The sequence below is a fragment of the Methylobacterium sp. GC_Met_3 genome (assembly GCF_026540775.1).
Classification (GTDB): Bacteria; Pseudomonadota; Alphaproteobacteria; order Rhizobiales; family Beijerinckiaceae; genus Methylobacterium.
Window position 1 is genome coordinate 1 of the sequence record NZ_JALNUL010000025.1, and the last position, 24,571, is coordinate 24,571.

Below are 24,571 nucleotides of genomic sequence, written 5' to 3' on the forward strand. Positions count from 1 at the left end.
CTCCACCTGGCCCTACCCCACCTTCCAGGGTGGAGGGGCGGTCATTAACCGGCGCCTGAGGCATGGGTGCCGACCTCCACAAACTCCTTGATCCTGTGCTTTTTGTCCTTGTCTTCGTACGTCGTGAACATGCCGGTCTCGATCCAGACCCGAAGCATGCGGCTGATCCGGCTGCGGTGAGCCTTGTCGTCGTGGTTGAGCTTGAGCGCCCGGGCGATCGGGATGCCGACCCAGTCCGGCGACTGGACGTCGAGCCGCCACCGAGCGCCGGCCGCGATCGTGCCGGCCACTTCTGACTGAGCTGCCCGCAAGTCCTCTGGGCCCACGCCCTCGAAGGCGTCGGGCCACTCCCACGGTTCGACCACCGCGACCTGATCGCCGTAGTCGAGGATGCCGGGTGGCCCGTTGCCCAGCGACACTGACACGAGCTGGTACCAGTCGCTCTTATCCGGCGGCGGGGCGAGGTTGGCCTTGCCGTTGTCGACCCGGAAGAAGCCCCGGTTCGTCGGGATCCCGGCCTTCTCGGCCTGGTCCTTCGACATGAGGTTGAGCACGCGAGCTGAGCGGGCGGCCGCGAGAAGCGCACCGGCTCCGCGGCCGTCCTCCACCGTATACTCGCCCTGGCCCGCGTGCCCCTTCCGGACGTGGTGCACGAGTTCGATGGAGGCGTTGCCGACCTCGGCCACCCGGTTCCAAGCCTTAGCGACGATGTCGATCTCGTCGTTGGCGTTCTCGGTCACGCGGTGCGAGCTGACGAACGGATCGACCGTCAGATGGTCGATCTCATACTCGGCCATGCTGGTGGTCAGATCCTCAATCACCGGCTCGGCGATCTTCACGCCGTCCCGCTGCCGAGTGGCGATGATGATCTCGGCCGTGCGACCGCTGTCGAGGAACAGGCGGCCCTCCAGTTCGCGTGCGTCGATCCCGTAGTGCAGGCAGATTGCAGCGACCCGGCGCTCGGTCTCCTCCAAGGGGTCTTCGAGGTTCACGTACCAGACCTTCAGCGCCTGGGGCGGCTTAACCCCGAGCAATGCCTTGCCGGTCGCCATGGCGATGGCCTCGACCAGCACGAGGCTGGACTTGCCGACGGCGCCGGGGGCGACCGTGGTGCTCAGGAACCGACGGATCAGGTGCCGCCCGTAGACCCACTCGCGCCGCGGGATCAGAGACGGGTTGCGGTAGACGAAGGGCGTCGCCCGGATCCGCTTGCGCTCCGGCGGTGGCTCGGCCTGGGCGGTCGAGTCCTGGCGGGGCGCCTCGTTCTCGTTCCGAGCGCCGCTACGCCAGCCCAGGCTCTCGGGCGCGATACCGATGCGATCACAAAGCCAGAGCGCCGCCTCGGCGGGAGTGTCGACGCTGCCGTACTCCAACACCAAGGCGATGGCAGTACGTCTGCCGGCGTTCTCATCGCCCTGGTCTCGAACGCCGAAATCCTTGGCGCCGGACAGCATGATCGAGAGATCTTCCTCCAGGTCACGGTCGAGATCATGAGAGGACACGCGCCAAGCGCCGTTGTTCGACTGGTAGGCGGTGGGGAACAGCACCGGCACCCACGCCCCGAGGCTGGCGAAGGCGCGGTCGTTGACGTTCCGCCAAAACGGGTCCTTTTCCTGTTCGCCGAAGAACGGGCTATGTCGGCCGCCGGTCGCCGACTGCTGTGCTCGCTGGCTCGTGGTCTGCCTGGGCTGCTCCTGCGCTCGCTTCTCGGCCTTCTTGCGCTCCTGCTCCCGGGCGAGGTCGGCCGCGGCCTGCTGGGCGGCCCCGAACTCTTCGGCCCGCTCGGTCAGGTACGCGAGTGTGCGGGGCGCCTCGCGGATCTCGGTCGGCGTGCCAGGAACGTGCTGGCCCGTGATGGTCAGATACCGGCCGTCGGCGTAGATCTCGACGCCGGCGGGGTGATTGACGACGCAGTTAGCCGTGCCCTTGACGATGAGGCGCAGACCCTCGCCCGACGGCGAAACCTCCATGTAGGTCTCGGCGAAGTCGACCACGACTTGCGCCCAGGACTGGAGCTTGCCGGTCTCGCGGTCACGACACCCGTCGAGATCGATACCGCTCACGACTCCGTCCTTCGACAGGACGAAGCCGACGCCCGGGAGACCGTTTCGCGCAGCGTGACGGGCTGCCACGTCGTAGGGAGCCCAGGTGTCCGGATCCGAGGTGGATCCGAACTGGCCGGTGCGGGCGTTGACCGGCGGCTTGTCCCACTTCCGGGGCTTCTCCTTCCAGAAGTAGTCCCACGCTACCCATTCCGGGCGGCTCTTGAGTTCACGCAGCGCCGGGAGGTCCGGCAGTCCGGCGAACGGCGGGAGCTGCGGCTTCGGCGGCCGCTCGAAGGTCGAGGTGCCGGCCGTCATGCTGCGTCCTCCGGATCGTCAATGAACCGACCGCCGCTCAGTTCGCCGTAGGCGACATCAGTCCAGTAGGGCTGCGCGTCGGGCAGCCGCCGCAGACCATTGGCCTGGATGCGCTCCACCTCGGCTCGGGCATCGTCCAAGGTGTCGAAGTAGACGCGCCGGAGGAACCGCTCGTCGCGGTACAGCTCGGCGCACCACTGGCTGAAGTCGAAGCCCAAGCGGACGCTGTCGGCCTCAAGCTTGTGCTTGCGGAGGCGCGGGAAGGTGAGGAGGTCTGCCGTCACGGGCGCGCCTCCCTCGAACCGACGCCGCTCAGCTCCGAGTAGAGCTGTGCGACCGGGATCGAGCACCGCAGACGATGCGCGATCTTGTGGACGGGGAGGCTGATTTGCGCTATCTCAGAGATGTCGTTCTGCCGAGAAAGACATCCCGAGGGCCGCCAGCTTGCCAGAGCCGCGCGGCCTTCATTTTTATTAGCCATCGCTCAAGCGGCCTCCGTCTCGAGGGAGGCGAGGAAGCTGCGAAGGCTGTCGTCCGGCACGAAGGTAGCGGTGTTGATCTTAACGGTCCGCAGCTTGCCCTTCGCCACCAGCTTGTAAAACGTGTCGTGACCGATGGAGAGTGCGTCCTGCACATCCTTGCGACGATGCAAAAGCTTACCCTTCGACAGACGCAGGTCTCCCTGCGCTGCCTGAACATTCATGTTCATGGCTGCACCTGATGGTTGTCCGCACCAGTCTGTGCGGAGATATGTCTATGAAGGGGTCGCCTGACCGTAAATCAAACTAATCTTCGGAAGCGTTTGAAGCGTTTCGGAAATCCTTCTAGAGATTTCCGAATTAGCCGCGATTGGCTTTCGCGTGCATCTTGATCCAGCTTTGCAACTGCCGACTCGTGATCGTCTTGCCGTACTTGGCGAGGATGAGGTCACGATTGACGGCTTCTAAAATCGCCTCAGCCGTTTTGTGCGGATGAGCCGCAGCCCACTCCCAGTCGGCAATGTGTCTTGAAAGTACTTCTTTTTGAATTTGTAAATTCTTTTGGGCCGATGGAGCTTTCGCTGACCTCGCCTTGGCTGCCTGATTAACATCTTTAAGTCTGCTGCTGCTATTCGATGATCCGAATTTTGCATATAGCATTGACGTCGCCATTAATACATTGGCGGTTAGGATATAAAGCGCATCTGGACTGACAGTTTCGCCCCGTTCGGACATCCCTGCTAATATTTCGATATCTCGGCGATGATTATGGAGTAACTGAACAGCCGCTTGAACGACCGATTTGTCTTCTTCGGTTGAAACCGGATGACGAACGAAGGTGTCGGCGACGTTCAACGCATCGCCGATGAGCTCTTCCCAAATTTGTCTTGCAGGGCTCATAGGGATGCTCAGTCCACCTTCTCGCACCAAGTAGCCCAAGCTGCCATCAGCTCGCGCCGCTTCTCGAACAGGTCGCCGCGCCTGTAGGCCGCTTCGACCTTGCTCTCGATCGCGTGCGCCAGCGCCGCCTCAGTGACCTCGCGCGGGAAGTGGGTGGTCTCGGATGCCCAGTCCTTGAAGCTCGACCGAAAGCCGTGGACCGTGAGGTCGCTGCGGCTCATCCGCTTCAGCAGCTCGAGCATGGCCATGTTGGACGGCGGCTTGCCGCGCCTGCCACCGGGGAAGACGTAGTCGCTCGCCCGGAGCGCAGACATCTCGGCCAGGATCGCAAGAGCGGGGGCGGGGAGGGGGACCCGGTGCTCGAAGCCGCCCTTCATCCGCTCGCCCGGCACGGTCCAGATCCCGGACTCTATGTCGATCTCCGACCAGAGAGCGCCGATCGCCTCGCCAGTCCGCGCCGCCGTCAGGATCGTGAAGGCGAGCATGCGCGCAGCCACTCCGGGCTGGGCGGCAAGGCGCTGCATGAAGGCAGGCACCTCGGCGAAGGGGAGGGCGGCGTGGTGCGACACGCGCTGGATCTTGGAGCGCCGCGGCAAGAGGTTCTGCAGGTGCCCGCGCCAGCGCGCCGGGTTGTCGCCAGTCCGGAAGCCACGCGCCTTGGCCCAGTCGAGTATCGACTCGATCCGGCCACGCACACGAACGGCGGTCTCCGGCTTCGTGGTCCAGATCGGCTCGACTGCCTTTATGACGAGGTCGGTGTCTACCGCCTGCACCGACAGGTCGCCGAAGACAGGGTGCACGTAGGCGTCGAGCGTGGCGAGCCATTGGGCGCCGTGCTTCTCGTTCCTCCAGCCGGCCTTGTGTGACTCGATGTAGGCCGCGGCACACTGCCGGAACGTCATGGCGCGAGCCGCCTCGAGCGCAATCGCCTGGCGCTGGTCCCGGCGCGCCTCGATCGGGTCGATGCCCTCGTAGCAGAGCTTCCGACAGGTCAGAGCCTTGTCGCGCGCCTCGGCCAGCGTGAACGTGTTGGTCGGGCCGAGGCCCATCTCACGCGATTTACCGCGGAGGGTGAACCGGAAGATCCAGCTCTTGGCGCCCTTGCCGGTGACCTGAAGCCACAAGCCGCCGCCGTCCCCGTACATGCCGGGGGTCTTGAGCTTCGCCACTCCGAGAGCTGTCAGCTTGCCCGCCATGTCGGATCCGCCCACGCCGCTACCCACATGGTAATCGCGGATTTTCGCGGAAGCTAGCGGACGGGCGCGGAAAGCCTGCTCGGGATTGCCCGGCGTTTTGAGGGGCTTAACCCCGATATTCGGAAGGGTACGGAAGGGTAGTTGGCGGAAGCGGATGGGAATCGAACCCACCGTACGCTGTTGGCGTACCGCTGGTTTTGAAGACCAGGAGGGCCACCAGACCCCGTTCGCCTCCGGGATCGGGGTTACGGGCCGCCACCAGCCGGGTCAAGGGCTCGCCCCGCGTCGCGGTGCATCGCTGGCGGGACGCGCGCAAAGGTCGCGCCCCTCAGATCCCCCGTTCGTCCGGCGCGAGCGCCAGGCCGACCGACGCCCCCGTCCGGGCCGATATGCGGGCGGCCTCGAGGCAGGCCATCACGCGGACGGCCTCCAGCGCCGCGGCACCGTCGACCGGCCCCCGGGCGATCGTCTCGGCCACGCCCTGGTAGAACCGGCGCTGATCCCCGGGCACGGCCGGACTGTGCCGCACCCGCCCGGCCCCGTCATGGATCTCCAGCGCGTCCGGATCCGCGCCCCATCCGGGGGCCCCGGGGGCGAGGCCCGCCAGCAAGTGCTGCTCCTGACGGTCCGCGCCGTGCTTGATCAGGCTGCCGGCCTCGCCGTGTGCCACGAAGCGGGGCGATCCGCCGGCGACCAGCATGCTGGCGTGCAGCACCACCCGCAGATCCGGATAGTCCAGCACCACGTGGGCCCAGTCGTCCGCCTGCGCGCCGGGGCGGAGCCGCGCCAGGTTGGCGGTCACCCGCTCGGGCAGGCCGAACAGCAGGAGCGCCTGATTGAGGAGGTGGGGCCCGAGATCGTACCAGATCCCGCTGCCGGGGCCGGCACCCTCGCGCCAGCGGTCGCGGACCTGGGGGCGGAACCGGTCGAAATGCGATTCAAAATGGCGAACCGGGCCGATGACGCCGTCGGCGATGGCCGCGCGGAGGGTGAGGAAGTCGCTGTCCCAGCGCCGGTTGTGGAACACCGCGAGCAGGCGGCTCCGGCTCCGGGCTGCTTCGCGCAACCCGCGGGCCTCGGCCAGGTCGAGGGTGAAGGGCTTGTCGACCACGACATGCTTGCCGGCCGCGAGCGCAGCCCGCGCCAAAGGAGCGTGGGTGTCGTTGGGGGCGGCGATCACCACGCAATCGACCGCCTCCGCGGTGGCGACCGCGTAGGGATCGGCGATGACCGCCACACCGGGCAGGTCGGCCGCGACCCGGGCGGGATCGCGCGAGCTGATCAACCGCAGGTTGAGCCCCGGGACGGCACGGATCAGGGGCGCGTGGAAGGTCCGGCCGGAATAGCCGTAGCCGATCAGGCCGACGCGGATCGCCATGCTCGACCTCGGCCGCTGCGGCGGGCCTTACGGCCTGCGCTCCGGCGCGTCGTGCCGATCCTGCCGACCCGTGAACCAGTAGACGAAGCCAGCGGCGACCATGAGCATCAGTGGGGCGACGATGGCCGCAGACAGGAAACCGCCCGTCATTCCTCGATCCTCCGCAAGACGCGCCGCCCGACCAGATGTAGGCCCACGCTGAGCGACAACCAAGTCATCACCAGGGCATTCAGGCCCGTGAGCGCGATCGACGCCGTTGACGTGATGGATGTGACGATCGGAGCAAAGCATCCGACCGCGAGGGCAGCCACGGCCGCACCATTCAATCAGGTCGCAGTCAGCTTGATGCGTTCGTTCCGGGCGGCTTTGTTCATGGCGACCTTCCGGCCAAGCTTACCGCATCGCCAACCGCCGCGCCAAGGATACGTGTGAGGATGCCTGTGAGGCGGAGTCAGTTCAGTGTTTCGATCGACGCCGCGCCGCTCCGTGCGGTGGCAAACCCCTTGCGAATTCAACCTCAGCGCGTAATCACCGAGGGCTATTCGTATTAATTCCGCCACACTGTTGTGGCCCTGCACCAGTCATGCCGTTCCTGCAGCGCTCACCCACAGTGGAAGGCCCCGTGCCAGACCCGGAAGGGCCCGCCGAGGGAACCGGTCCGGACGCGGCTTTGGCCGAGTCGCTGCGACCGGGCCCCCGCGGTCCGGGCTGGATCGGCGCCGCCATGGTGGTCACCGCCCTGATCTCGGCGCTGGCGACCTTCCTGATCCTGGCCGGCGTGATCCGGGTGACGCCCACGCCCGCCTACGGCGTGACGCTGCTCGCCATCAACGCCGCCCTGGTGCTCGGGCTCGCCATCATCATCGCCTGGGAAGCGCGGGTCTTCCTGCACGCCCGCAAGGCCAACGCCGCGGTGGCGCGGCTGCACACCCGCATCGTCGGCCTGTTCAGCCTGATCGCGATCCTGCCGACGATCCTGCTCGCCGTGGTGGCCTCCGTGACCATCGACCGCGGCCTGTCGCTCGGCTTCACCGACCGGGTCCGGGACGTGGTGCTGAAATCCGTGGAGGTGGCCGACGCCTACCAGGAGAACCAGTGCCAGAGCCTCGCCCGGGAGATCCGCATCCTGGCCGACGACCTGACCCGGGCGCGACCGAATTTCGACGTGAACCGGGACTGGTTCGAGAACTTCCTGACCACCCGGGCGGGCAATCTCGGCCTGCCGGTGGCCCAGATCATGCGCGGGCCGACCGAGGTGGTGGCCCGGGCCAAGATCGACGTGCTGAAGACCAACCGCCTGCCCTCGGCGGCGGCGTTCGAGGATGCGGCATCCTCCGCGGATCCGATCTGCCTGCTGCCCACCGAGGGGCGGGTCTTCGCCGCGCTGATGCGCATGCCCGCCTATGACGACGCGGTGCTGATGGTGCAGCGGGAGGTCAGCCAGCTCGCCATCGACTTCCCCGGCGTGTCCCGGGCGGCGGCGGCCGAGTACCTGACCTACGATTCGCTGCGCCGCTCGATCCAGATCACCTTCGCGTCGGTGTTCCTGCTGATCGCGCTGATCGCGCTGCTCTCGGCGGTGTGGTTCGGCATGAACTTCGCCAACCGGTTCGTGGCGCCGATCCGCCGGCTGATCAACGCCGCCGATCAGGTGGCGTCGGGCAATTTCTACGCCCAGGTGCCGACCAAGAAGACCAGCGGCGACCTCGCCCATCTCGGCGAGAGCTTCAACAAGATGACCCAGGAGCTGCGCCGCCAGCATGCCGGCCTGATCGCGGCCAGCGACCTGATCGACACCCGCCGCCGATTCACCGAGGCCGTGCTCTCAGGCGTGTCGCCCGGGGTGATCGGCCTCGACGCGGCGGGCTTCGTCACCATCGCCAACCCGGCCGCGGAACGCATGCTCGATCTGGCGAGCGACGCCCTGGCCGGCCAGCCGCTGGCCCAGGCGGTGCCGGAACTCGCCCCGGTGCTCGCCGAGAGCGAGGCCCGCCCGCGCAGCCTGCAGCAGCAGCAGATCCAGCTCACCCGGTCCCGGGGCGAGCGCACCATCACGGTGCGGGTGACGAGCGAGCAGGCGCAAGGGTCGACCCGCGGCTGGGTGGTGACGCTCGACGACATCACCGACCTCGTCCAGGCGCAGCGCAGCTCGGCCTGGGGCGACGTGGCGCGCCGCATCGCCCACGAGATCAAGAACCCGCTGACCCCGATCCAGCTCTCGGCCGAGCGGATCCGGCGCAAGTACGGCAAGGTCATCACCACCGACAAGGAGGTGTTCGACCAGTGCACCGCCACGATCGTGCGGCAGGTGGACGAGATCAAGCGGATGGTCGACGAGTTCTCGGCCTTCGCGCGGATGCCCAAGCCCGCGATCGCGCCGAACGACCTGACCGAGATCGCCAAGCAGAACCTGTTCATGATGCGCGTGGCGCACCCCGACATCGACTTCGCGTTCTCGGCTCAGGGCGGCGCGGGGAGCGCGGAAAAGATCGTGGCGGCCTTCGACATCCGGCTGCTCAGCCAAGTGATCACCAACATCCTCAAGAACGCCGTCGAGGCGGTGGCCGAGGTGCCGGAGGCCGAACTGGGCAAGGGCAAGATTTCGTTAAGCCTCGCCGTCGAGGACGGGTTCGCGGTGATCGCCGTCACCGACAACGGCAAGGGTTTCCCCGCCGAGGGACGCCAGCGGCTGCTGGAGCCCTACATGACGACGCGCGAGGGCGGCACCGGTCTGGGGCTTGCCATCGTGAGCAAGGTGCTTGAGGAGCACGGCGGCGGGATCGAATTGAACGACAATCCCGCCGGCCGGGGCGGCCAGGTGCGGATGCGGATCCCGCGCGAGCACGGGCCCGAGCCGTCGGCGTCCCCCGGGACCAATTCCACCCCGACAGAGGAGAAGGGCGCCGCACCGACGGCCCCCCGGATCGCGGAGATGCACGCATGAGCGCCGATATCCTGATCGTCGACGACGAGGCCGACATCCGCGACCTCGTGGCCGGTATCCTGGACGACGAGGGCCACCGCTGCCGCACGGCCGGCGGCTCGGACGAGGCGCTGGCCGCCATCGAGGCGCGCCGGCCGCACCTCGTCTTCCTCGACATCTGGCTGCAGGGCTCCCGGCTCGACGGCCTGCAGGTGCTCGACCTGATCAAGGCCGCCAACCCGGACCTGCCGGTGGTGATGATCTCGGGCCACGGCAACATCGAGACCGCGGTCTCGGCCATCAAGGCGGGCGCCTACGACTTCATCGAGAAGCCGTTCAAGGCCGACCGGCTGATCCTGGTGGCCGAGCGGGCGCTGGAAGCCTCCCGGCTCCGGCGCGAGGTCCGCGACCTGACGGCGCGCTCAGGGGCCGCCAACCGCATCGTCGGCGGTTCGCTGGCGATCAACCAGCTGCGCCAGACCCTCGACCGGGTGGCACCGACCAACGCCCGGGTGATGATCACCGGGGCGCTCGGCGCCGGCAAGGAACTCGCCGCCCGCAGCCTGCACAAGGCCTCGGCCCGGTCGAACGGCCCGTTCGTGCTCTTGAACGCCGCCACGATCCTGCCCGAGACCATGGAGGCGGAGCTGTTCGGCGTCGAGGGCGAGAGCGGCCGCCGGGTCGGCGCCCTGGAGGAGGCCCATGGCGGCACCCTCTACCTCGACGAGGTCGCCGACATGCCGCGGGAGACCCAGAACCGGATCCTGCGCGTGCTGGTCGACCAGAATTTCCAGCGGGTCGGCGGCACGACCCGGGTGCATGTCGATGTCCGGATCATCTCGTCCTCGTCCAGGGATCTGCAGGAGGAGATCGCAGGCGGCCGGTTCCGCGAGGACCTGTTCCACCGCCTCTCGGTGGTGCCGATCCGGGTGCCGGCCCTGTCGGAGCGCCGGGAGGACGTGCCCGAGCTGATCCAGTTCTTCATGGACAACATCTCGTCCCAGACCGGCCTGCCCAAGCGCCGGATCGCCGAGGACGCGATGGCGGTGCTGCAGTCGCACAATTGGCCGGGCAACGTCCGCCAGCTCAAGAACAACGTCGAGCGGCTGATGATCCTGACCCAGGCCGACCCGGAGCAGGAGGTCACCTCGGAGATGCTGCCCTCCGAGATCGGCGCCCTGGTGCCGACGACGCCGGGCGGCGCCGGCGGCGAGAAGCTGATGAGCCTGGCGCTCCGGGAGGCCCGCGAGATCTTCGAGCGCGAGTACCTCGTGGCGCAGATCGCGCGGTTCTCGGGCAACATCTCCCGCACCGCCGAATTCATCGGCATGGAGCGCTCCGCCCTGCACCGCAAGTTGAAGTCCCTCGGCATCGGCCCGTGAGCCGGGGCCGGCCCCGGTCCGGCATGCGCGCGTCGGACAGGGGGCTCGGAGCCGCCTCCCGAAAAAAAGCGCCGGCTTTCGGGACGGGGCGATGGACAACCCGGAAGCTGAAGCCGCGCCGCGATTCCAATGTCCGGGGCGATGCTTTAGGGCAGAGGGACGCGTTGAGGACGGCGCCGATCCGTTACGGATCGCCTGGGTACGGGGGTTGCTTGCGCCCACCCTTTGACGACGTGATGTTGTATACACGGCTGCGGACGGGGTGATCGGACGATCCGGCCCGCGGCATACCCATCCCGGGCCGAGCGCACCGGGACAACAAGAAGGCCAAGAAGATGGCGGGCGAACGCGCACAGAACCTTCAGGACACTTTTCTCAATCATGTCCGCAAAAACAAGATTCCGCTGACCATCTTCCTCGTCAACGGCGTCAAGCTGCAGGGCGTGGTGACGTGGTTCGACAACTTCTGCGTGCTGCTGCGCCGCGATGGCCATTCGCAGCTGGTGTACAAGCACGCGATCTCGACGATCATGCCGGGCCACCCGGTGCAGCTGTTCGAGCCGGACGAGACCGCCGAGAAGGCGTGATGTTGTGATGGGGTAGGGCGGGTCGGATCCGCGCGTCTCCCTCCCCCGCAGAGGGGGGAGGGAAGGCGCGGTGGCCTTCGACGTGGATTGCTCTGCAGCCGTCGAACCACGATCTGCGGACATCGTAGCCTCCGCGGAGAGCACGCGACGCGGAGCCGCGTGCGCCCGTGCGGATATCTGCGGCCATCACGGCCCGGCATCTTGGCCCGGCCCGCCCGCATCCCCATTCTGACGAATCCGATCGCTCCAACGAAACCGCCGGCCGCCCGGCGGCGCTAAAGGCCGTATGACCGAAACGCTGACCTCCGGCGAAGCCCGCCTCCAGGCGCAGGCCGCCCCCGAGGGCGAGATCGCCGCGGCGACCCACACCCTGGTGATCGGCCCCTATCTGGCGCGCGGCGCCTACGGGACCGGCCCGGGGCAGGCCGCGCCCACCCGCTCCGTGGAAGCCCGCCTCGACGAGGCCACCGGGCTCGCCGCCGCGATCCAACTCGACGTGCTCGAGAGCCTCGCGATCAGCCTGCCGCGGATCCGCCCCTCGACCTATCTCGGCAAGGGCCGGGTCGAGGAGATCGCCGGCCTGATCCGCGCCCGCGAGATCGGCCTCGTGGTGATGGATTGCGCCCTGTCGCCGGTGCAGCAGCGCAACCTGGAAAAGGCCTGGGGCGCCAAGGTCATCGACCGCACCGGCCTGATCCTGGAGATTTTTGGGCGGCGCGCCTCCACGCGGGAGGGCACGCTCCAAGTGGAACACGCCCACCTCGCGTATCAAAAATCCCGGCTCGTCCGGTCCTGGACCCACTTGGAGCGGCAGCGCGGCGGCTTCGGCTTCCTCGGCGGCCCCGGCGAGACCCAGATCGAGGCCGATCGGCGCATGATCCAGGAGCGCATGACCCGGATCGAGCGCGACCTCGACGCGGTGGTGCGGACCCGTGGCCTGCACCGCCAGAGCCGGGCGCGGGTGCCGTACCCGATCGTGGCGCTGGTCGGCTACACCAATGCCGGCAAGTCGAGCCTGTTCAACACGCTGACCCAGGCCGAGGTCACCGCCAAGGACATGCTGTTCGCCACGCTCGATCCCACCGCCCGGGCGACCAAGCTGCCCCACGGCGAGACCGTGATCCTGTCCGACACGGTCGGTTTCATCTCCGACCTGCCGACCGCGCTGATCGCGGCCTTCCGGGCGACCCTGGAGGACGCCATCGAGGCCGACGTGCTGCTGCACGTGCGCGACGTCTCCCACGTCGATTCCGAGGCCCAGGCCGAGGATGTCGGCGAGGTGCTGCGCGAACTCGGCATCGAGACCAGCGCCGACCGGATCATCGAGGTCTGGAACAAGGCCGACCTGCTCGACGACGACGAGCGCACCCGGCTCCTGAACCTCAGCGGCCAGGCCAAGACCCGCAACGACCGCGACAGCACCGCGCCGGTTCTGGTCTCGGCGCTGACCGGGGAGGGGCTGTCGGCGCTGACCAGCCGGATCGAGGCGCGGATCGGGCGCAACCGCGCGAGCTTCGCGGTGGCGCTGCCGCCGGAGGACGGGGCGGCGCTGAACTGGCTCTACGAGAACGCCGAGATTCTGGACCGCCGGTCGGAGGCCGACGGCACCCTGCATCTGGCGGTGCGGATCGCCCCCGAGAAGGAGCCGCGCTTCCTCAACCGGTTCACGGCCGCACGGCGCCTCGGCCGGGGCGGCTGATGGCCTCGGGCCGCGTCGGCAACCCGCCGCTCCCCGGCCTGCGGACGGCGCGGCCCCCGGTCGCGCACCGCCCGGTGCCGCCGGATCAGGACGAGGACGCGGTGCTGCGGGCCATGCAGGCCGGCGGCGGCGTCCGTCTGCTCGGCCTGCGCATCGTGATCGTGCTGGTGCTGCTGATGGCGGCCCAGGCCTATGACGGCTCACTGCACGCCCTGAGCCACTGGTTCATCCTCGCCCTCTACGGCCTGGGCACGGTCTGGTTCGGGCTGCGCGAGCGGGGCGGCGGGCCGGCGGCGGCGGCCTATAGCTGGGCCGGCACCGGGCTCAATGCGGGGCTCGCCGTCTACGTGCTGATCGAGCACATGCTGGCCGGCGGCGGGGCCGGCCTCGGCGCCGACGCGGTGAGCCGCCTCCCGGCCTTCCTGCTCCTACTCCAGACCGGCCTGAGCATGCGGGTGGCCCAGACCGTAGTGTTCTGCGGCGTCGTCATCGCCTGCTGGAGCGCGACGTTCCTGATCGGGCTGGCGGATCCGGAGCTGTTCCCGAACGCGGAGACGTTTCCGACCGCGCAGCTCACGGGGCTGGCCACCTTCGCGGCGGCGGGCCTGCTGGTGGTGGACGGGGTGGTCCGCCTGCGCGCCGCGGTGGCGCGGGCCCTGCGCATGGAGCACGAGCGGACCCTGCTGGCGCGCTTCGTGCCCGATGCGGTCGCCCTCGATCTCTCGGCCGAGGGCGGCGATTCGGCGCTGGGCGTCCACCGGCGCCACGCCTGCCTGATGATCCTCGACATCCGCGGCTTCTCCCGGCTCTCGGGCGAGCACCCGCCCGAGACCATGGTGCTGGCGCTGCTCGCCGTGCGGGCGGCCGCGCAGGCGGCGGTGGCCGAGGCGGGCGGCCTCGTGGACAAGTATATCGGCGACGCGGTGCTGGTGCAGTTCGTGGTCGGCTCACCCGACGCGCAGGCGCGGGCGGCTTTGGCCTGCGCCCGCGCGCTCCGCCACCGGATCGCGGATCTCAACGCGGCACGGGCGGCCAAGGGGCTGTTCACGCTCCGGGTCGTGGTCGCGCTGCACGCGGGCGACCTGCTGGTCGGGGTGTTCGACGACGGGGTCCGGGCCGAATACACGGTGCTGGGCCCGGCCATGAATGCCCTGTCGCGGATCGAGGCCCAGGCCAAGGCGGCCGACCTCGATCTCGCCGCCTCGGGGGATTTTCTGGATCTTTTACGGGGGGCGCTGCCGGAGGGGATCCGGGCGGTTCCGGTGCCGGGGGCCGTGCTGCCGGAATCGCTCACCCTGTTCGCCGTGGCGGCGGAGCCGGATCCCGATCCGACCCGCCCGAGCGTGCGGATCCCGACATCGGGTCCGGCCGCACCGGCCCAGGGCTGAGCGCGGGGCCCCGCTCCCGTGGGGGCCTGCAGATCCACATGTCGGCCGCCGACGATAGCCGCGTGTGCATCCCCTCGCCCCGCTTGCGGGGAGAGGGCTCCGGTGACCTTGTCGTCACCGGAGCGAGGCGGCAGCCGAAGGTGAGGGGGCGGTTGAGGACGAGACTTCTCCGGAATCGCCCCCTCACCGCCGCTCCGGCTTCGCCTGCGCTTCCCGCATGGACGACGAGGTCCATGCGGGCCTCTCCCCGCACGCGGGAAAGGGGGAAGGCCGCGCCCTGCCGCCTACGTCGCGATCCGCTGGCGCTGTGTGGCTCCCGTAGCCCACCCGAGCGCGGCGAAGCCGGCCCCCGCCGCCATCGCCTGAACCGCCCTGCGCCATGACGCCCGCCACCGGAACCGGGCGGAGTCTAATCCGTTCGGTCGTCGCGGCGCAGCGTCGCGGAGAACGGGACCCCCATGAACAAGCTCATCCTCGGCGCGACGCTCGCGCTCGGCCTCGCCCTCGGCGCCGCCACCCCGACCCTGGCGGCCCCCGGCGACGGCCTCGACCGCAACGCCGCCGCCACGGGCAACAGCAATATGGGCGGCATGCACCGCACCGCCCGGATGCAGTCGCGGATGATGCGCCATCGCATGATGCACCGGCACCACCACCGCCACCACATGATGCGCCGTCATATGCGCTGAGCATTGCGTTCTTCGGTTCGAGCGGTCCCAGAGCCTATTCGAACCGAGGATCCTGGGTTTCCAAAGGGCCATGCCCTTTGGCGGGTTCTTAGGGCGGAGCCCTGAGACGGCCTCCAGGGCTCCGCCCTGGACCCGCGAAAGGTCTCGACCTTTCGAAACCGGAACTGGCACCGTCCGCACGACACCGGGCGCGCCCGTCAATGCGGGGGCCGCACCGCGAGGATGGGATGCTGGGATCGGGACGGTTGGGGCGGTTCGCCCTGGGGTGCCTCGCGGCGCTCGCCGCCATCGCCCCCGCGCAGGCCCAGACCAAGCCGGTCCCACCCCTGGTCTTCACCGGCATCCCCGATCAGGACGAGAGCCGCCTCGTCGAGCGCTTCGGCAAGGTCGCTGCCGACCTGGAGTCCAGGCTCGGCGTGCCGGTGCGCTACCTCCCGGTGAAGAGCTACCCGGCGGCGGTCACAGCCTTCACCAACGGGCAGGTGCAGCTCGCGTGGTTCGGCGGCTTCACCGGGGTCCAGGCCCGCAAGGCCGTGCCCGGCGCCCAGGCGATCGCGCAGGGCGCCGAGGACGCGGCGTTCAAGACCTACCTCATCGCCAATGCCGCCACCGGGCTGAAGCCCGACACAGAATTTCCGAAGGCCATCGCGGACAAGACCTTCACGTTCGGCGCCCGCGCCTCGACCTCCGGGCGGCTGATGCCGGAATACTTCATCCGGCAGGCGTTTCCGGGGAAGAGCCCCGAGCAGGTCTTTGCCCGGGTCGGCTTCTCGGGCGATCACAGCCGCACCATCCAGCTGGTCCAGTCCGGCGCCTTCGCGGTCGGCGCCGTCGACTACTCGGTCTGGGACCTCGACACCAAGGCCGGCAAGGTCGACCCCAAGGCGGTCGCGGTGATCTGGGAGAGCCCGCCCTTCCCCGATTACCAGTGGACCGTCCGGGGCGACGTGGACCAGACCTACGGCGCGGGCTTCACCGAGCGGCTGCGGGCGGCGCTCACCGGCATCACCGATCCGGCGATCCTGGAGCCGTTCGGGCGCTCCAAGTTCATCCCGGTGACCAATGCCGCCTACGCGCCCCTGGTCGAGGTCGGCCGGTCCACCGGCCTGCTGGACTGAACCGCGTGGCGGGCAGCCCGGTCCTCGTCCTCGACAACGCCTCTGCGGCCTATGACGGGCGCCCGGTTCTGTCGGGTATCGACCTGACGGTGCGGGCGGGCGAGCGGGTCGCGCTGATGGGCCGCTCGGGGGCCGGCAAGTCGACCCTGATCGGCCTGATCCACAGGCAGGCCCCCGACCGGGTGGCCCTGATGCCCCAGGCCGCCGCCCTGGTGCGCCCGCTCTCGGCGTTCCACAACGTCTATATGGGCCGCCTCGACCGGCGCTCGACCCTCCACAACCTGCGCAATCTGGTCCGGCCGGCACGCGCCGACGTCGCAGACGTCGAAACCATCCTCGACCGGGTCGGGCTGGCGGACCGGCTCTGGGCGAAGGCCGGGGAATTGTCGGGCGGCCAGCAGCAGCGCGTCTCGGTGGCCCGCGCCCTCTACAACGGACGGCCCATTCTGGTGGGCGACGAGCCAGTCTCGGCGCTCGACCACCAGCAGGGCGGCCGGATCCTCGCCGAGCTGGCCCGGAGCCACGACACCCTGATCCTGGCGCTCCACGACGTCGCGCTGGCGCTGGCCCATACCGACCGGATCGTGGTGCTGGAGGCGGGCCGGATCGTCCTCGACGCGCCGGTGAAGGATTGTGATCCGGCGCGGCTCAAGCCCTTCTACGCGGCGGCCTGATCCGGGTCTGCGCGGCCTGCTTCGCGATCGCGTCGGACGGGTGCTTCGCGATCGCGTCAGGGTCTGGCGCCGCGCTCGCGCACCTGTTCGGCCTGCAGGGCGTTGAGATAGCCGGTCAGCCGCCCGCTCACCGCCGGATCGGCGCATTGCACCCAGAGCGGCGCCGGCAGGGCCCGGACGGGCAGGCGCAGCAGGAACGCCTCGGCCGACAGGGCCGCCTCCCGCTCGGAGCCGGCGGCCAGCAGGCGCGCCCCCGCCTTCGTGCCGATCAGGATCGCGATCGTGGCCATGATGACGATCCAGGGTTGATGAGACACAGCAAGACGACAACGACGCGGATGCGCGAAGCGTTGCGCCGGCGTCGTCAGCGCATCGCATGCCGGGTTTGCCGGGCGCCGGCTTGCGCGTAGAGCCGCAGAGGACCGCGTTGCGAGGTGCGCGCCAAGCCGTGCGGCGTCTTGTTCCAGTGCTCCGGGGCGCGGACCAGTTCGACCAGCGCCAGCCAAGCCGCCACGCTGACCAGCAGGAAGTAGACCGGCATCCCCAGGGCGTACGGGGCGAAATTGCCCCAGCGGCGGCGGATGCAGCCGCGCAGGGCGGGGAGGATGAGGGCCCCGAGCCCGGTCCCGAGCAGGGTGATGGCGAGCCCCGTGTCGAGATTGTCCAGGAAGCGGGGAGCGACCGGGATCTCGCGGACGAGAAAGGACCAGATCGCCGCCGCGAGACAGCCCGGGTAGACCAAGGCCGAGACCACCGTGCCGGGGACCAGGGCCGTGGCGCAGAGCGTCTCCAGCGCGCCGAGGCGGCGCGCATTGGCGAGCGGGCTGCGCCCATGGGCGAGGCTCGTCTGCGTGAGGCCCTTGAGCCAGCGGATGCGCTGGCCGAGCCACGGCCTGAACCGATTGGGCGCCTCCTCGGTGGTGGCACTCGGCAGATCGCCGACCGTGTAGCCCGCGAGCGCCAGTCGCATCCCGAGATCGGCATCCTCGGTGACATTGTGGGCATTCCAGCCGCCCAGGTCCCGCAGCACCCGGACGCGCAGGTGCATCGAGGTGCCGCCGAGCGGGACCGGCAGCCGGCACCGTGCGAGCGCCGGGTTCAGAACGTCGAACAGACCGGCATATTCCACGGCATAGGCGCGGGTGAGCCAGCAATCGTCGGCATTGTCGATCACGAGCCGCCCCTGGAGGCAGGCAGTGTGCTGGGGCAGGCGCGCGAACAGCGCGGCGGACAGGCGCAATTGCCCGGGATCCGGATCGTCCTCCGCGTCGTAGACCGTGAGCAGCTCTCCCCGGGCCAGCGGCAGGCCGACATTGAGCGCCTGCGGCTTGGTGCGCGGGCCGCCCGGCGGCACCACGATCACCTCGAACCGGGCGGGCAGGGGGATCCGGGCGAGCATCGCCCGCATCCCCAGATCGTCGGCCTCGATCAGCAGCTTGATGTCCAGCTTGGCCGGGGGATAATCGAGCGCCGCCAGTGCCCGCAGCAGCGCCTGAACCACCGCGGTCTCTCGGTAGAGGGGCACCAGGACGGTGTAGACCGGCAGGGCGGAATCGCTGAGGGGCGGCACCGCAGCCGTGATCGGCGCTGCAATCGCCAGGGCTGCAAGGCGGACGGTCGTCATGGCCAGGAACAGGCTCTGCACGATCAGCCCCACGCCGCGGGCGAGCGGCGCCGGAAGCGCGGCCCAGAGCGAGAGCCCCGCGGTGAGCGTGAGGGCCAGGACCAGCAACCACCAGACGGCCGACTCGTGCGCGTTCGCCTGCCCGGGCGCGTGCCACGCCCGATCCTGCGCGGCGTAATCCGCCACCTGCTTCGGGATCGCGGCGAACACAGCCTCGCGCAGGTGGGTCGGGCTGGTGATGGCCACCGGGCCGATCCGGCGTGGGCTGCCGAGCAGGCTCGCGATGATCTGGCCGCGCGGTGCCACCACCCAGGGCACCACCGAGCCGGATGCCAGCGGCGCGAGACCGGTGACCAGACTCTCGGGAAAGCGCAGGCCCGGACCGAACCGGATCGGGCCGGCCAGATAGGGGGCCCCGAGCGCCCGGGCGAGGCCGCGGTAATACGCCGCCTCCTCCATCAGGCCGGCATTCAGCAGCGCAGTCGCCGCATCCGTGCCGGCCTTGGCCGCGTCGGCGGCGGCCCGGATCAGCACCCGGCTCTCCACGCCCTCCGCCAGCAGGAAGGCGATCTCCGGCGGCAGGCCGCCCGGCCCTGCCGACGAGCGCTGGAACGGCACGCCACGCTCCCCCGGTGGCCCCCGGACGTGATAGGGACGGCGGGTGAGCCAGTCCCTGTCCCCACGCTCCGATCGGAGCACAGCCCACCTCTCGGAAGCGCCCACGGGAGTGGCGCGCTCAGAGGCAGCTCTAAACCCTTGTTTAGGCCCGCTCTCTTGCGCTGACCTTGCGTCCCTGCCGGGGAACGCCCGCGTGGCGCAGCACGGCGGGCGCTGCAGTCCCATCCGGTTCGCGGCGGCCGCACTCGCATTCGCCCTGTGCATTGTGTGGGGCGGCCCGCCACCGAGCGCCGCCGCAGCGGAGAGTCAGACTGCGACGCCCGTCGTCACGGTGCCGGATTTCTGGAATCCGCGCAGCCGGGGCGAGCGGGTCGAGGCTCCCCAGACCGGCCGGGCGGTCCGCTTCCTCACAGATGACGAGTTCCCGCCGCTGCACTTCGCCGGCCCCGACGGCAACCCGACGGGTTTCGTGGTCGAACTCGCCCGCGCGGTCTGCGAGAAGCTCGCCATCACCTGCACGGTGCAGGCGCGCCGCTTCGACACCCTGCTCGACGCGCTGGACACCAAGCAGGGCGACGTGGTCGCGGCCGCGATCCCCCTGACGGCGGCCCTGCGCGAAAAATTCCTGGCGACCCGGCCGTATTTCCGCTGGCCAGCACGCTTCGCGGCCCGGACCGACAAGGGCCTACCAGTCCCCTCCGCGGCGGGGCTCGCCGGCCGCAGCGTCGGAGTGATGGCCGGCAGCGCGCATGCCGCCTACCTCAAGGCGTTCTTCCCGAAGGCGGTGCCAAAGGATTTCACCGACCTGACGGCGGCCGAGGGCGCGCTCAAGCGCGGGGAGATCGATTATCTCTTCGCCGACGGCCTCAACCTCGCCCTCTATGTTGGCGGCCAGGACGCGGAGAATTGCTGCGCGCTCACCGGCGGCGACTACCTGGAGAACCGCTATTTCGGGGAGGGCATCGGCCTGATCACCCGCCCGGAGGACGCCGCCCTCTCGCGCGCCCTGGATGATGCGCTCCAGCGCGTCTGGGACGACGGCAAGTACACCGAATTGTACCTGCGGTTCTTTCCGGTGAGCCCGTTCTGAGACACCAAGGCTTCCACTGGAAGTGCGAATCGGGAATCCTGCACGGCGTCGGGTCCCCATGGATCAGGAGCGGCGCATGACGGATCTGCTCGAGAAGGCCGTGGCGAAAGCACGGGTCCTCGCACCGGAGATGCAGGACGAGATTGCCCGCCTGATGCTGGCCTTCGTGGATGATGGGGCTTCCGTCTATCGGTTTACGCCGGAGGAGGAGGCGGAACTCGACGAATCCGAAGCTGCGGCTGCACGTGGCGACTATGCCACGGATGCGGAGGTGCGCGCCATTTGGGCCAAGCATGGGCTGTGAGACTGTGTCTAACCCGCCCCGCGGCTGACCAGCTCGATAGCGTGCTCGCCTACATCGCCCAGCGGAACGCGCAAGGCGCTCGTCGTGTGCAGAAGCGTCTGCAAGCGCTCACGGGCCTTCTGCTGCACCCTCCCTTCGTGGGTTCGATGACCGCCCGCGGCGACATCAGGCGCGTCGTGGCGCGTCCCTATCCCTATGCCATCACCTATCGCGTCGCGGATGACGAGATCCTCGTCCTCAGTATTCGACAGACCGCTCGGCAACTGCGAACCTGAACGCCAGCGGAGGCGCCGTGTCGCCTCTGGTACGCGGAACTGAATCCCCGCCTTGCACCGCCGGGCGTTCCGCTCCGGTGCGAACCGCTCTAGGGTGAGCGCTCCCAATTCGCGCTCATCCCAGAAGACATGACCGCCGCACCTCCAGCTCTGACTCTCGATCCCGAAACCATCGAAGCCGCCGCCAACGCCGCCGCCTGGCCCTTCGAGGAGGCGCGCAAGCTCGTGGCGCGGCTGGAGAAGACCGGCAAGACAGAGGTGCTGTTCGAGACCGGCTACGGCCCCTCGGGCCTGCCGCATATCGGCACGTTCGGGGAGGTCGCCCGCACCTCCATGGTACGCCACGCCTTCCGGGTGCTCACCCGCGACGCGGTGCCGACGCGGCTGATCGCCTTCTCGGACGACATGGACGGGCTGCGCAAGGTGCCCGACAATGTGCCGAACCGCGAGATGCTAGCCGCCCATCTCAACCAGCCGCTCACCCGGGTGCCGGACCCGTTCGGCACCCATGACAGCTTCGGGGCGCACAACAACGCCGAATTGCGCCGCTTCCTCGACGCGTTCGGGTTCGCCTACGAGTTCCGCTCGGCGACCGAATGCTACCGCGAAGGCGTGTTCGACACGGTGCTGCTGCGCGTGCTGGAGCGCTACGATTCCGTCATGGAGATCATGTTGCCGTCTCTGCGCGCCGAGCGCTCGGCGAGCTATTCCCCGTTCCTGCCGCTTCATCCGGTCACCGGCCACGTGATGCAGGTGCCGATCGACGAGGTGAAGGCGGAAAGCGGCACGATCGTGTGGCGCGATCCCGCCACGGGCGAGCGCTACGAGACCCCGGTGACCGGCGGCCACGCCAAGCTGCAATGGAAGCCCGATTGGGCGATGCGCTGGGTCGCGCTCGGCGTCGATTACGAGATGGCCGGCAAGGACTTGATCGATTCGGTCAAGCTTTCGGCCAAGATCGCCCGGGCGCTCGGCGGCGAGCCGCCGGAGGGGTTCAATTACGAGCTGTTCCTGGACGAGAAGGGCCAGAAGATCTCGAAGTCGAAGGGCAACGGCCTGACGATCGACGACTGGCTCAAGTACGGCACGCCGGAATCCTTGAGCCTTTTCATGTACACCAAGCCGCGCGAGGCCAAGCGCCTGTTCTTCGACGTGATCCCGCGGCACGTGGACGAGTATATCGGCTTCCTCGACCGCTATGCCGGCCAGGACGCGAAGCTGCGCCTCGGCAATCCGGTCTGGCACCTGCACGCCGGCACCCCGCCGGAGCCCGAGCGTGTCGAGGGCGCGAGCTTGACCTTCGCGATGCTGCTCAACCTCGCGGCGGTGGCCAATACCGAGGATCCGGCGGTGCTGTGGGGCTTCATCCGCCGCTACGCGCCGCAGACCGGGCCGGAGACCCATCCAGGCCTCGACCGGTTGGTGGTCCACGCGCTGACGTATTTTTCGGACTTCGTGCGACCCGCCAAGACCTACCGGGCGCCGACCCCCGAGGAGCGGGCGGCCCTGGAGGATCTGTCGGAGACGCTGGCGGACCATGCCGGCTCCACCGATCCGGAGGCCCTGCAGGCGGCGGTCTACGAGGTCGGGCGGCGCCACTTCCCCGACACGTCCGGCAAGGCCAAGAGCCCGGACGGGCGACCCGGCGTGTCACAGGCGTGGTTCACGAGCCTCTACAACGTGTTGTTCGGCGAGGCGCGCGGGCCCCGGTTCGGCTCCTTCGTGGCCCTTTATGGGGTTGAGGAGACGCGGGGCCTGATCGCCTCGGCCCTGTCGGGCGCGCTGGTGGCCGAGCACGAGGCTTTCACGGCCGGCAAGAATGCGGCCTGAGTCTGCGATGATCGTCGACAGCCTCGCCGCCCTGGACGCGATCTACCACGCGCCTCTAGCGCCCGCCTCCACGGTGAAGGTAGCGGCCTCGGTCACGCCGGACTACGCGGCGCTGATCGCGGCCTCGCCCTTCGCGGTGCTGGCGACGAGCGGCCCGGAAGGGCTTGATTGCAGCCCCCGCGGAGACCAGCCGGGCTTCGTGCGGGTTGCCGATCCGCACACGCTGATCCTGCCGGACCGGCGCGGCAACAACCGGATCGATTCCTTGCGCAACATCGTGCGCGATCCGCGGGTGGCCCTGCTGTTCCTGATCCCGGGCTTGGGCACGACGCTGCGGGTGAACGGGCGGGCGGTGATCTCGGCCGATCCAGATCTGCTGGCCTCCTTCAGCGTCGACGGCCACGCGCCGCGCACCGCAGTCGTGATCACGGTCGCGGAGGTGTACTTTCAGTGCGCCCGGGCGATCATCCGGGCCAAGCTGTGGGATCCGGAGGCCCGGGTCGATCCGACGAGCCTGCCGACCCCTGGGGCGATCCTGGCGGCGCTGACCGCAGGTGAAGTCGGCGGCCAACGCTACGATGCGGAATGGCCGGGACGGGCGGCCAAGACGATGTGGTGAGGTCCACAGGCCGCGCCGCTGCAGTCCGGCCTTCGCGGAACGGATGCGCCTGATCGGCTCCCGTAGCCGTTCCGCTCGGCCTTCAGGGTCCGGAGCCTATTCCCCTGCGGCTCCCTCCCGGCTGCAACCGGCAACCAGGGCGGCGACCCCCTTTCGGGCACCAGCCAACGGGATCGATTCCGTGTCATCCGAGAGCGTGATGCGGAGCGTCTGGCCGGACAGAAGACGGACCCATTCGGGACTCAGAGCCGGCTCGGCCTTGAGGATGATGATGTCGTCGAGTTCCTGCTTTTGCGCGCGCATCGGCAAGGCGAGCTTGCCGCCCTCGGACGCGAACACGACCTTGGCTCGGGTCCCGTCACGCGTCCGGTCCCGACCGTCGATGTAGGAGACGGCAAACCGGCGGCTTCGTGTGTCGCAGACCAGCACGACGCTCTGGTCGCTGGTATCCGGCACCTCGTAGGCGAGCAAGATGCGTCCCTCGCCATCGCGCCGGGCCCATTGCATCTCCGTCTGCGCTGATGCCGGACCAGCGAGCAAAAGTCCCATGACCGTCGATGCGATCAAGCCGAGTCGCTGTCCCGTCATGAATACTCCAAGTCATCCTGGCGGCGTCAGCAGCTCACATGCCTCGGGACGATGATTTAACGGCACGGCATCCACAGAGGAATAGCCTCAGATCCCACGTCGAGCGGGATATGTCTGCGCTGCGATCAGGAGAACTCTTCGGTCCGCGACCAAACCCTGGCTGCGCATGGCGCGACCTCCGAGGTTCCGAAGCGGAGGATGGCGGACCGCCGATCGGTCGCCGACGCTACGCGAGGCCGAGGAACAGCGCGAGGGACCGCGTCACGGCCAACAGGGTCGCGTCATCAAGGCGCCCGATCGGTGACACGACCATCTCCCGCCTCACCGACATAGCCTTGTCGATCTGAACTTGAGACGGCTTGCTCAGTCCGTTCTGAGCTGTCGGCTGTACGCTCAGCCGGATCAGCGGTGCGTCGACCAAGGTCGACGAGAGCAGGAGGATCGTCACCGTGCCGGTCTGTGCAAAGGCATCGGACTGGATCACGAGCGCCGGGCGGGGCTTTCCGAAATCGCCCGCCATGGCGACAGTGACGAGATCGCCGCGCGTCACGACTCCGCCGGATCGGCGAGCGCGGCGTCGAGGAAGACGTTCAACGCGTGATCGGCCGCATCGGCCTCCGCCGTCAGCAGCGACTGGCGCCGGCACTCCTCGGCGAAGCCCGGCCGGCTCGTATCCGGAACCCAGATCTGCACCGGCCTGAGTCCGGCCGCCCGCAACGCGTCTCGACGCTTCCGAACTCTCTGAGCGACCGGTGTGGCCATCGTGATCTCCTGTCTGTTACATGTAACAGACAGGAGATCACGATGGCGCACGTCAAGGCGTGATGGGACACACCCGTTCTGGGTCGCT

At 69.0% G+C, this 24,571-nt stretch carries 25 protein-coding genes and 1 tRNA gene; 13 read left to right on the plus strand and 13 right to left on the minus strand.

What is annotated here, in order from left to right:
• Positions 1-44: 44 nt before the first annotated feature.
• The 8 genes from OXS27_RS22250 to OXS27_RS22285 form a co-directional block, all read right to left on the minus strand.
• Positions 45-2,360, minus strand: a complete 2,316-nt coding sequence (locus tag OXS27_RS22250) for an AAA family ATPase (protein WP_267358705.1) — start codon at positions 2,358-2,360, stop codon at positions 45-47.
• On the minus strand, positions 2,357-2,644 hold the full coding sequence (locus OXS27_RS22255; protein WP_267358706.1) for a hypothetical protein: 288 nt from the start codon (positions 2,642-2,644) through the stop codon (positions 2,357-2,359). Before OXS27_RS22255 ends, OXS27_RS22250 begins: the two co-directional genes overlap by 4 nt.
• Before the next feature lie 200 nt (positions 2,645-2,844).
• On the minus strand, positions 2,845-3,069 hold the full coding sequence (locus OXS27_RS22260) for a DNA-binding protein (RefSeq protein ID WP_267358707.1): 225 nt from the start codon (positions 3,067-3,069) through the stop codon (positions 2,845-2,847).
• A gap of 130 nt (positions 3,070-3,199) precedes the next feature.
• Positions 3,200-3,739: a hypothetical protein gene (locus OXS27_RS22265; RefSeq protein WP_267358708.1), complete on the minus strand. Its 540-nt coding sequence runs from the start codon at positions 3,737-3,739 to the stop codon at positions 3,200-3,202.
• Between the two features lie 8 nt (positions 3,740-3,747).
• Positions 3,748-4,935 carry a site-specific integrase gene (locus OXS27_RS22270; RefSeq protein WP_267358709.1) on the minus strand — a complete coding sequence of 396 codons (1,188 nt, stop codon included), beginning with the start codon at positions 4,933-4,935 and terminating at the stop codon, positions 3,748-3,750.
• A gap of 142 nt (positions 4,936-5,077) precedes the next feature.
• A tRNA-Sec gene (locus OXS27_RS22275) sits at positions 5,078-5,170 on the minus strand.
• A gap of 93 nt (positions 5,171-5,263) precedes the next feature.
• The gene (locus OXS27_RS22280; RefSeq protein WP_267358710.1) at positions 5,264-6,313 is read right to left on the minus strand and encodes an oxidoreductase; all 1,050 of its coding nucleotides are present in this window, start codon (positions 6,311-6,313) and stop codon (positions 5,264-5,266) included.
• Between the two features lie 27 nt (positions 6,314-6,340).
• Positions 6,341-6,463: a hypothetical protein gene (locus OXS27_RS22285; protein ID WP_267358711.1), complete on the minus strand. Its 123-nt coding sequence runs from the start codon at positions 6,461-6,463 to the stop codon at positions 6,341-6,343.
• A gap of 433 nt (positions 6,464-6,896) precedes the next feature.
• On the opposite strand from OXS27_RS22285, the gene OXS27_RS22290 reads away from it, so the two are divergent.
• The 8 genes from OXS27_RS22290 (at position 6,897) to OXS27_RS22325 (ending at position 16,773) form a co-directional block, all read left to right on the plus strand.
• Positions 6,897-9,257: a PAS domain-containing sensor histidine kinase gene (locus OXS27_RS22290; RefSeq protein ID WP_267358712.1), complete on the plus strand. Its 2,361-nt coding sequence runs from the start codon at positions 6,897-6,899 to the stop codon at positions 9,255-9,257.
• The gene (locus OXS27_RS22295) at positions 9,254-10,618 is read left to right on the plus strand and encodes a sigma-54 dependent transcriptional regulator (protein ID WP_243927344.1); all 1,365 of its coding nucleotides are present in this window, start codon (positions 9,254-9,256) and stop codon (positions 10,616-10,618) included. Before OXS27_RS22290 ends, OXS27_RS22295 begins: the two co-directional genes overlap by 4 nt.
• A 335-nt stretch (positions 10,619-10,953) precedes the next feature.
• The gene (hfq, locus tag OXS27_RS22300; protein WP_007563033.1) at positions 10,954-11,205 is read left to right on the plus strand and encodes an RNA chaperone Hfq; all 252 of its coding nucleotides are present in this window, start codon (positions 10,954-10,956) and stop codon (positions 11,203-11,205) included.
• A 286-nt stretch (positions 11,206-11,491) separates the two neighbouring features.
• On the plus strand, positions 11,492-12,904 hold the full coding sequence (gene hflX, locus OXS27_RS22305; protein ID WP_267358713.1) for a GTPase HflX: 1,413 nt from the start codon (positions 11,492-11,494) through the stop codon (positions 12,902-12,904).
• The gene (locus tag OXS27_RS22310; protein WP_267358714.1) at positions 12,904-14,292 is read left to right on the plus strand and encodes an adenylate/guanylate cyclase domain-containing protein; all 1,389 of its coding nucleotides are present in this window, start codon (positions 12,904-12,906) and stop codon (positions 14,290-14,292) included. Before hflX ends, OXS27_RS22310 begins: the two co-directional genes overlap by 1 nt.
• A 458-nt stretch (positions 14,293-14,750) precedes the next feature.
• Positions 14,751-14,981, plus strand: coding sequence for a hypothetical protein (locus OXS27_RS22315; protein ID WP_267358715.1), 231 nt, complete (start codon positions 14,751-14,753; stop codon positions 14,979-14,981).
• Positions 14,982-15,208: 227 nt separating this feature from the next.
• Positions 15,209-16,099 (plus strand): putative selenate ABC transporter substrate-binding protein, encoded by an 891-nt coding sequence (locus OXS27_RS22320; RefSeq protein WP_267358716.1) that lies wholly within the window; start codon positions 15,209-15,211, stop codon positions 16,097-16,099.
• A gap of 5 nt (positions 16,100-16,104) precedes the next feature.
• A complete protein-coding gene (locus OXS27_RS22325) occupies positions 16,105-16,773 on the plus strand; it encodes an ATP-binding cassette domain-containing protein (RefSeq protein ID WP_267358717.1) in 669 nt (222 codons plus the stop codon).
• A gap of 56 nt (positions 16,774-16,829) precedes the next feature.
• On the opposite strand, the gene OXS27_RS22330 is transcribed toward OXS27_RS22325, so the two are convergent.
• Complete coding sequence (locus OXS27_RS22330; RefSeq protein WP_243927356.1) at positions 16,830-17,063, minus strand: hypothetical protein; 234 nt, start codon at positions 17,061-17,063, stop codon at positions 16,830-16,832.
• 74 nt (positions 17,064-17,137) lie between these two features.
• Positions 17,138-19,015 (minus strand): glycosyltransferase family 2 protein, encoded by a 1,878-nt coding sequence (locus OXS27_RS22335; protein ID WP_267358718.1) that lies wholly within the window; start codon positions 19,013-19,015, stop codon positions 17,138-17,140.
• A 265-nt stretch (positions 19,016-19,280) separates the two neighbouring features.
• Here OXS27_RS22335 and OXS27_RS22340 point away from each other — a divergent pair, with 265 nt between their 5' ends.
• From OXS27_RS22340 to OXS27_RS22360, 5 genes are all read left to right on the plus strand, one after another.
• Entirely contained in the window at positions 19,281-20,105 is an 825-nt protein-coding gene (locus OXS27_RS22340; RefSeq protein WP_267358760.1) for a transporter substrate-binding domain-containing protein, read from the plus strand.
• A 76-nt stretch (positions 20,106-20,181) separates the two neighbouring features.
• Positions 20,182-20,409, plus strand: coding sequence for a hypothetical protein (locus OXS27_RS22345; protein WP_243927360.1), 228 nt, complete (start codon positions 20,182-20,184; stop codon positions 20,407-20,409).
• Positions 20,406-20,684: a type II toxin-antitoxin system RelE/ParE family toxin gene (locus tag OXS27_RS22350; protein WP_267358719.1), complete on the plus strand. Its 279-nt coding sequence runs from the start codon at positions 20,406-20,408 to the stop codon at positions 20,682-20,684. Before OXS27_RS22345 ends, OXS27_RS22350 begins: the two co-directional genes overlap by 4 nt.
• Before the next feature lie 129 nt (positions 20,685-20,813).
• Positions 20,814-22,514, plus strand: coding sequence for a lysine--tRNA ligase (locus OXS27_RS22355; RefSeq protein ID WP_267358720.1), 1,701 nt, complete (start codon positions 20,814-20,816; stop codon positions 22,512-22,514).
• Positions 22,515-22,521: 7 nt separating this feature from the next.
• Positions 22,522-23,133 carry a pyridoxamine 5'-phosphate oxidase family protein gene (locus OXS27_RS22360; protein ID WP_267358721.1) on the plus strand — a complete coding sequence of 204 codons (612 nt, stop codon included), beginning with the start codon at positions 22,522-22,524 and terminating at the stop codon, positions 23,131-23,133.
• A 96-nt stretch (positions 23,134-23,229) separates the two neighbouring features.
• On the opposite strand, the gene OXS27_RS22365 is transcribed toward OXS27_RS22360, so the two are convergent.
• From OXS27_RS22365 to OXS27_RS22375, 3 genes are all read right to left on the minus strand, one after another.
• Entirely contained in the window at positions 23,230-23,640 is a 411-nt protein-coding gene (locus OXS27_RS22365; protein ID WP_267358722.1) for a hypothetical protein, read from the minus strand.
• A 307-nt stretch (positions 23,641-23,947) separates the two neighbouring features.
• Positions 23,948-24,271, minus strand: coding sequence for a type II toxin-antitoxin system PemK/MazF family toxin (locus OXS27_RS22370; protein WP_267358723.1), 324 nt, complete (start codon positions 24,269-24,271; stop codon positions 23,948-23,950).
• The gene (locus OXS27_RS22375) at positions 24,268-24,483 is read right to left on the minus strand and encodes an antitoxin MazE family protein (RefSeq protein WP_267358724.1); all 216 of its coding nucleotides are present in this window, start codon (positions 24,481-24,483) and stop codon (positions 24,268-24,270) included. Before OXS27_RS22375 ends, OXS27_RS22370 begins: the two co-directional genes overlap by 4 nt.
• Positions 24,484-24,571: the final 88 nt, after the last annotated feature.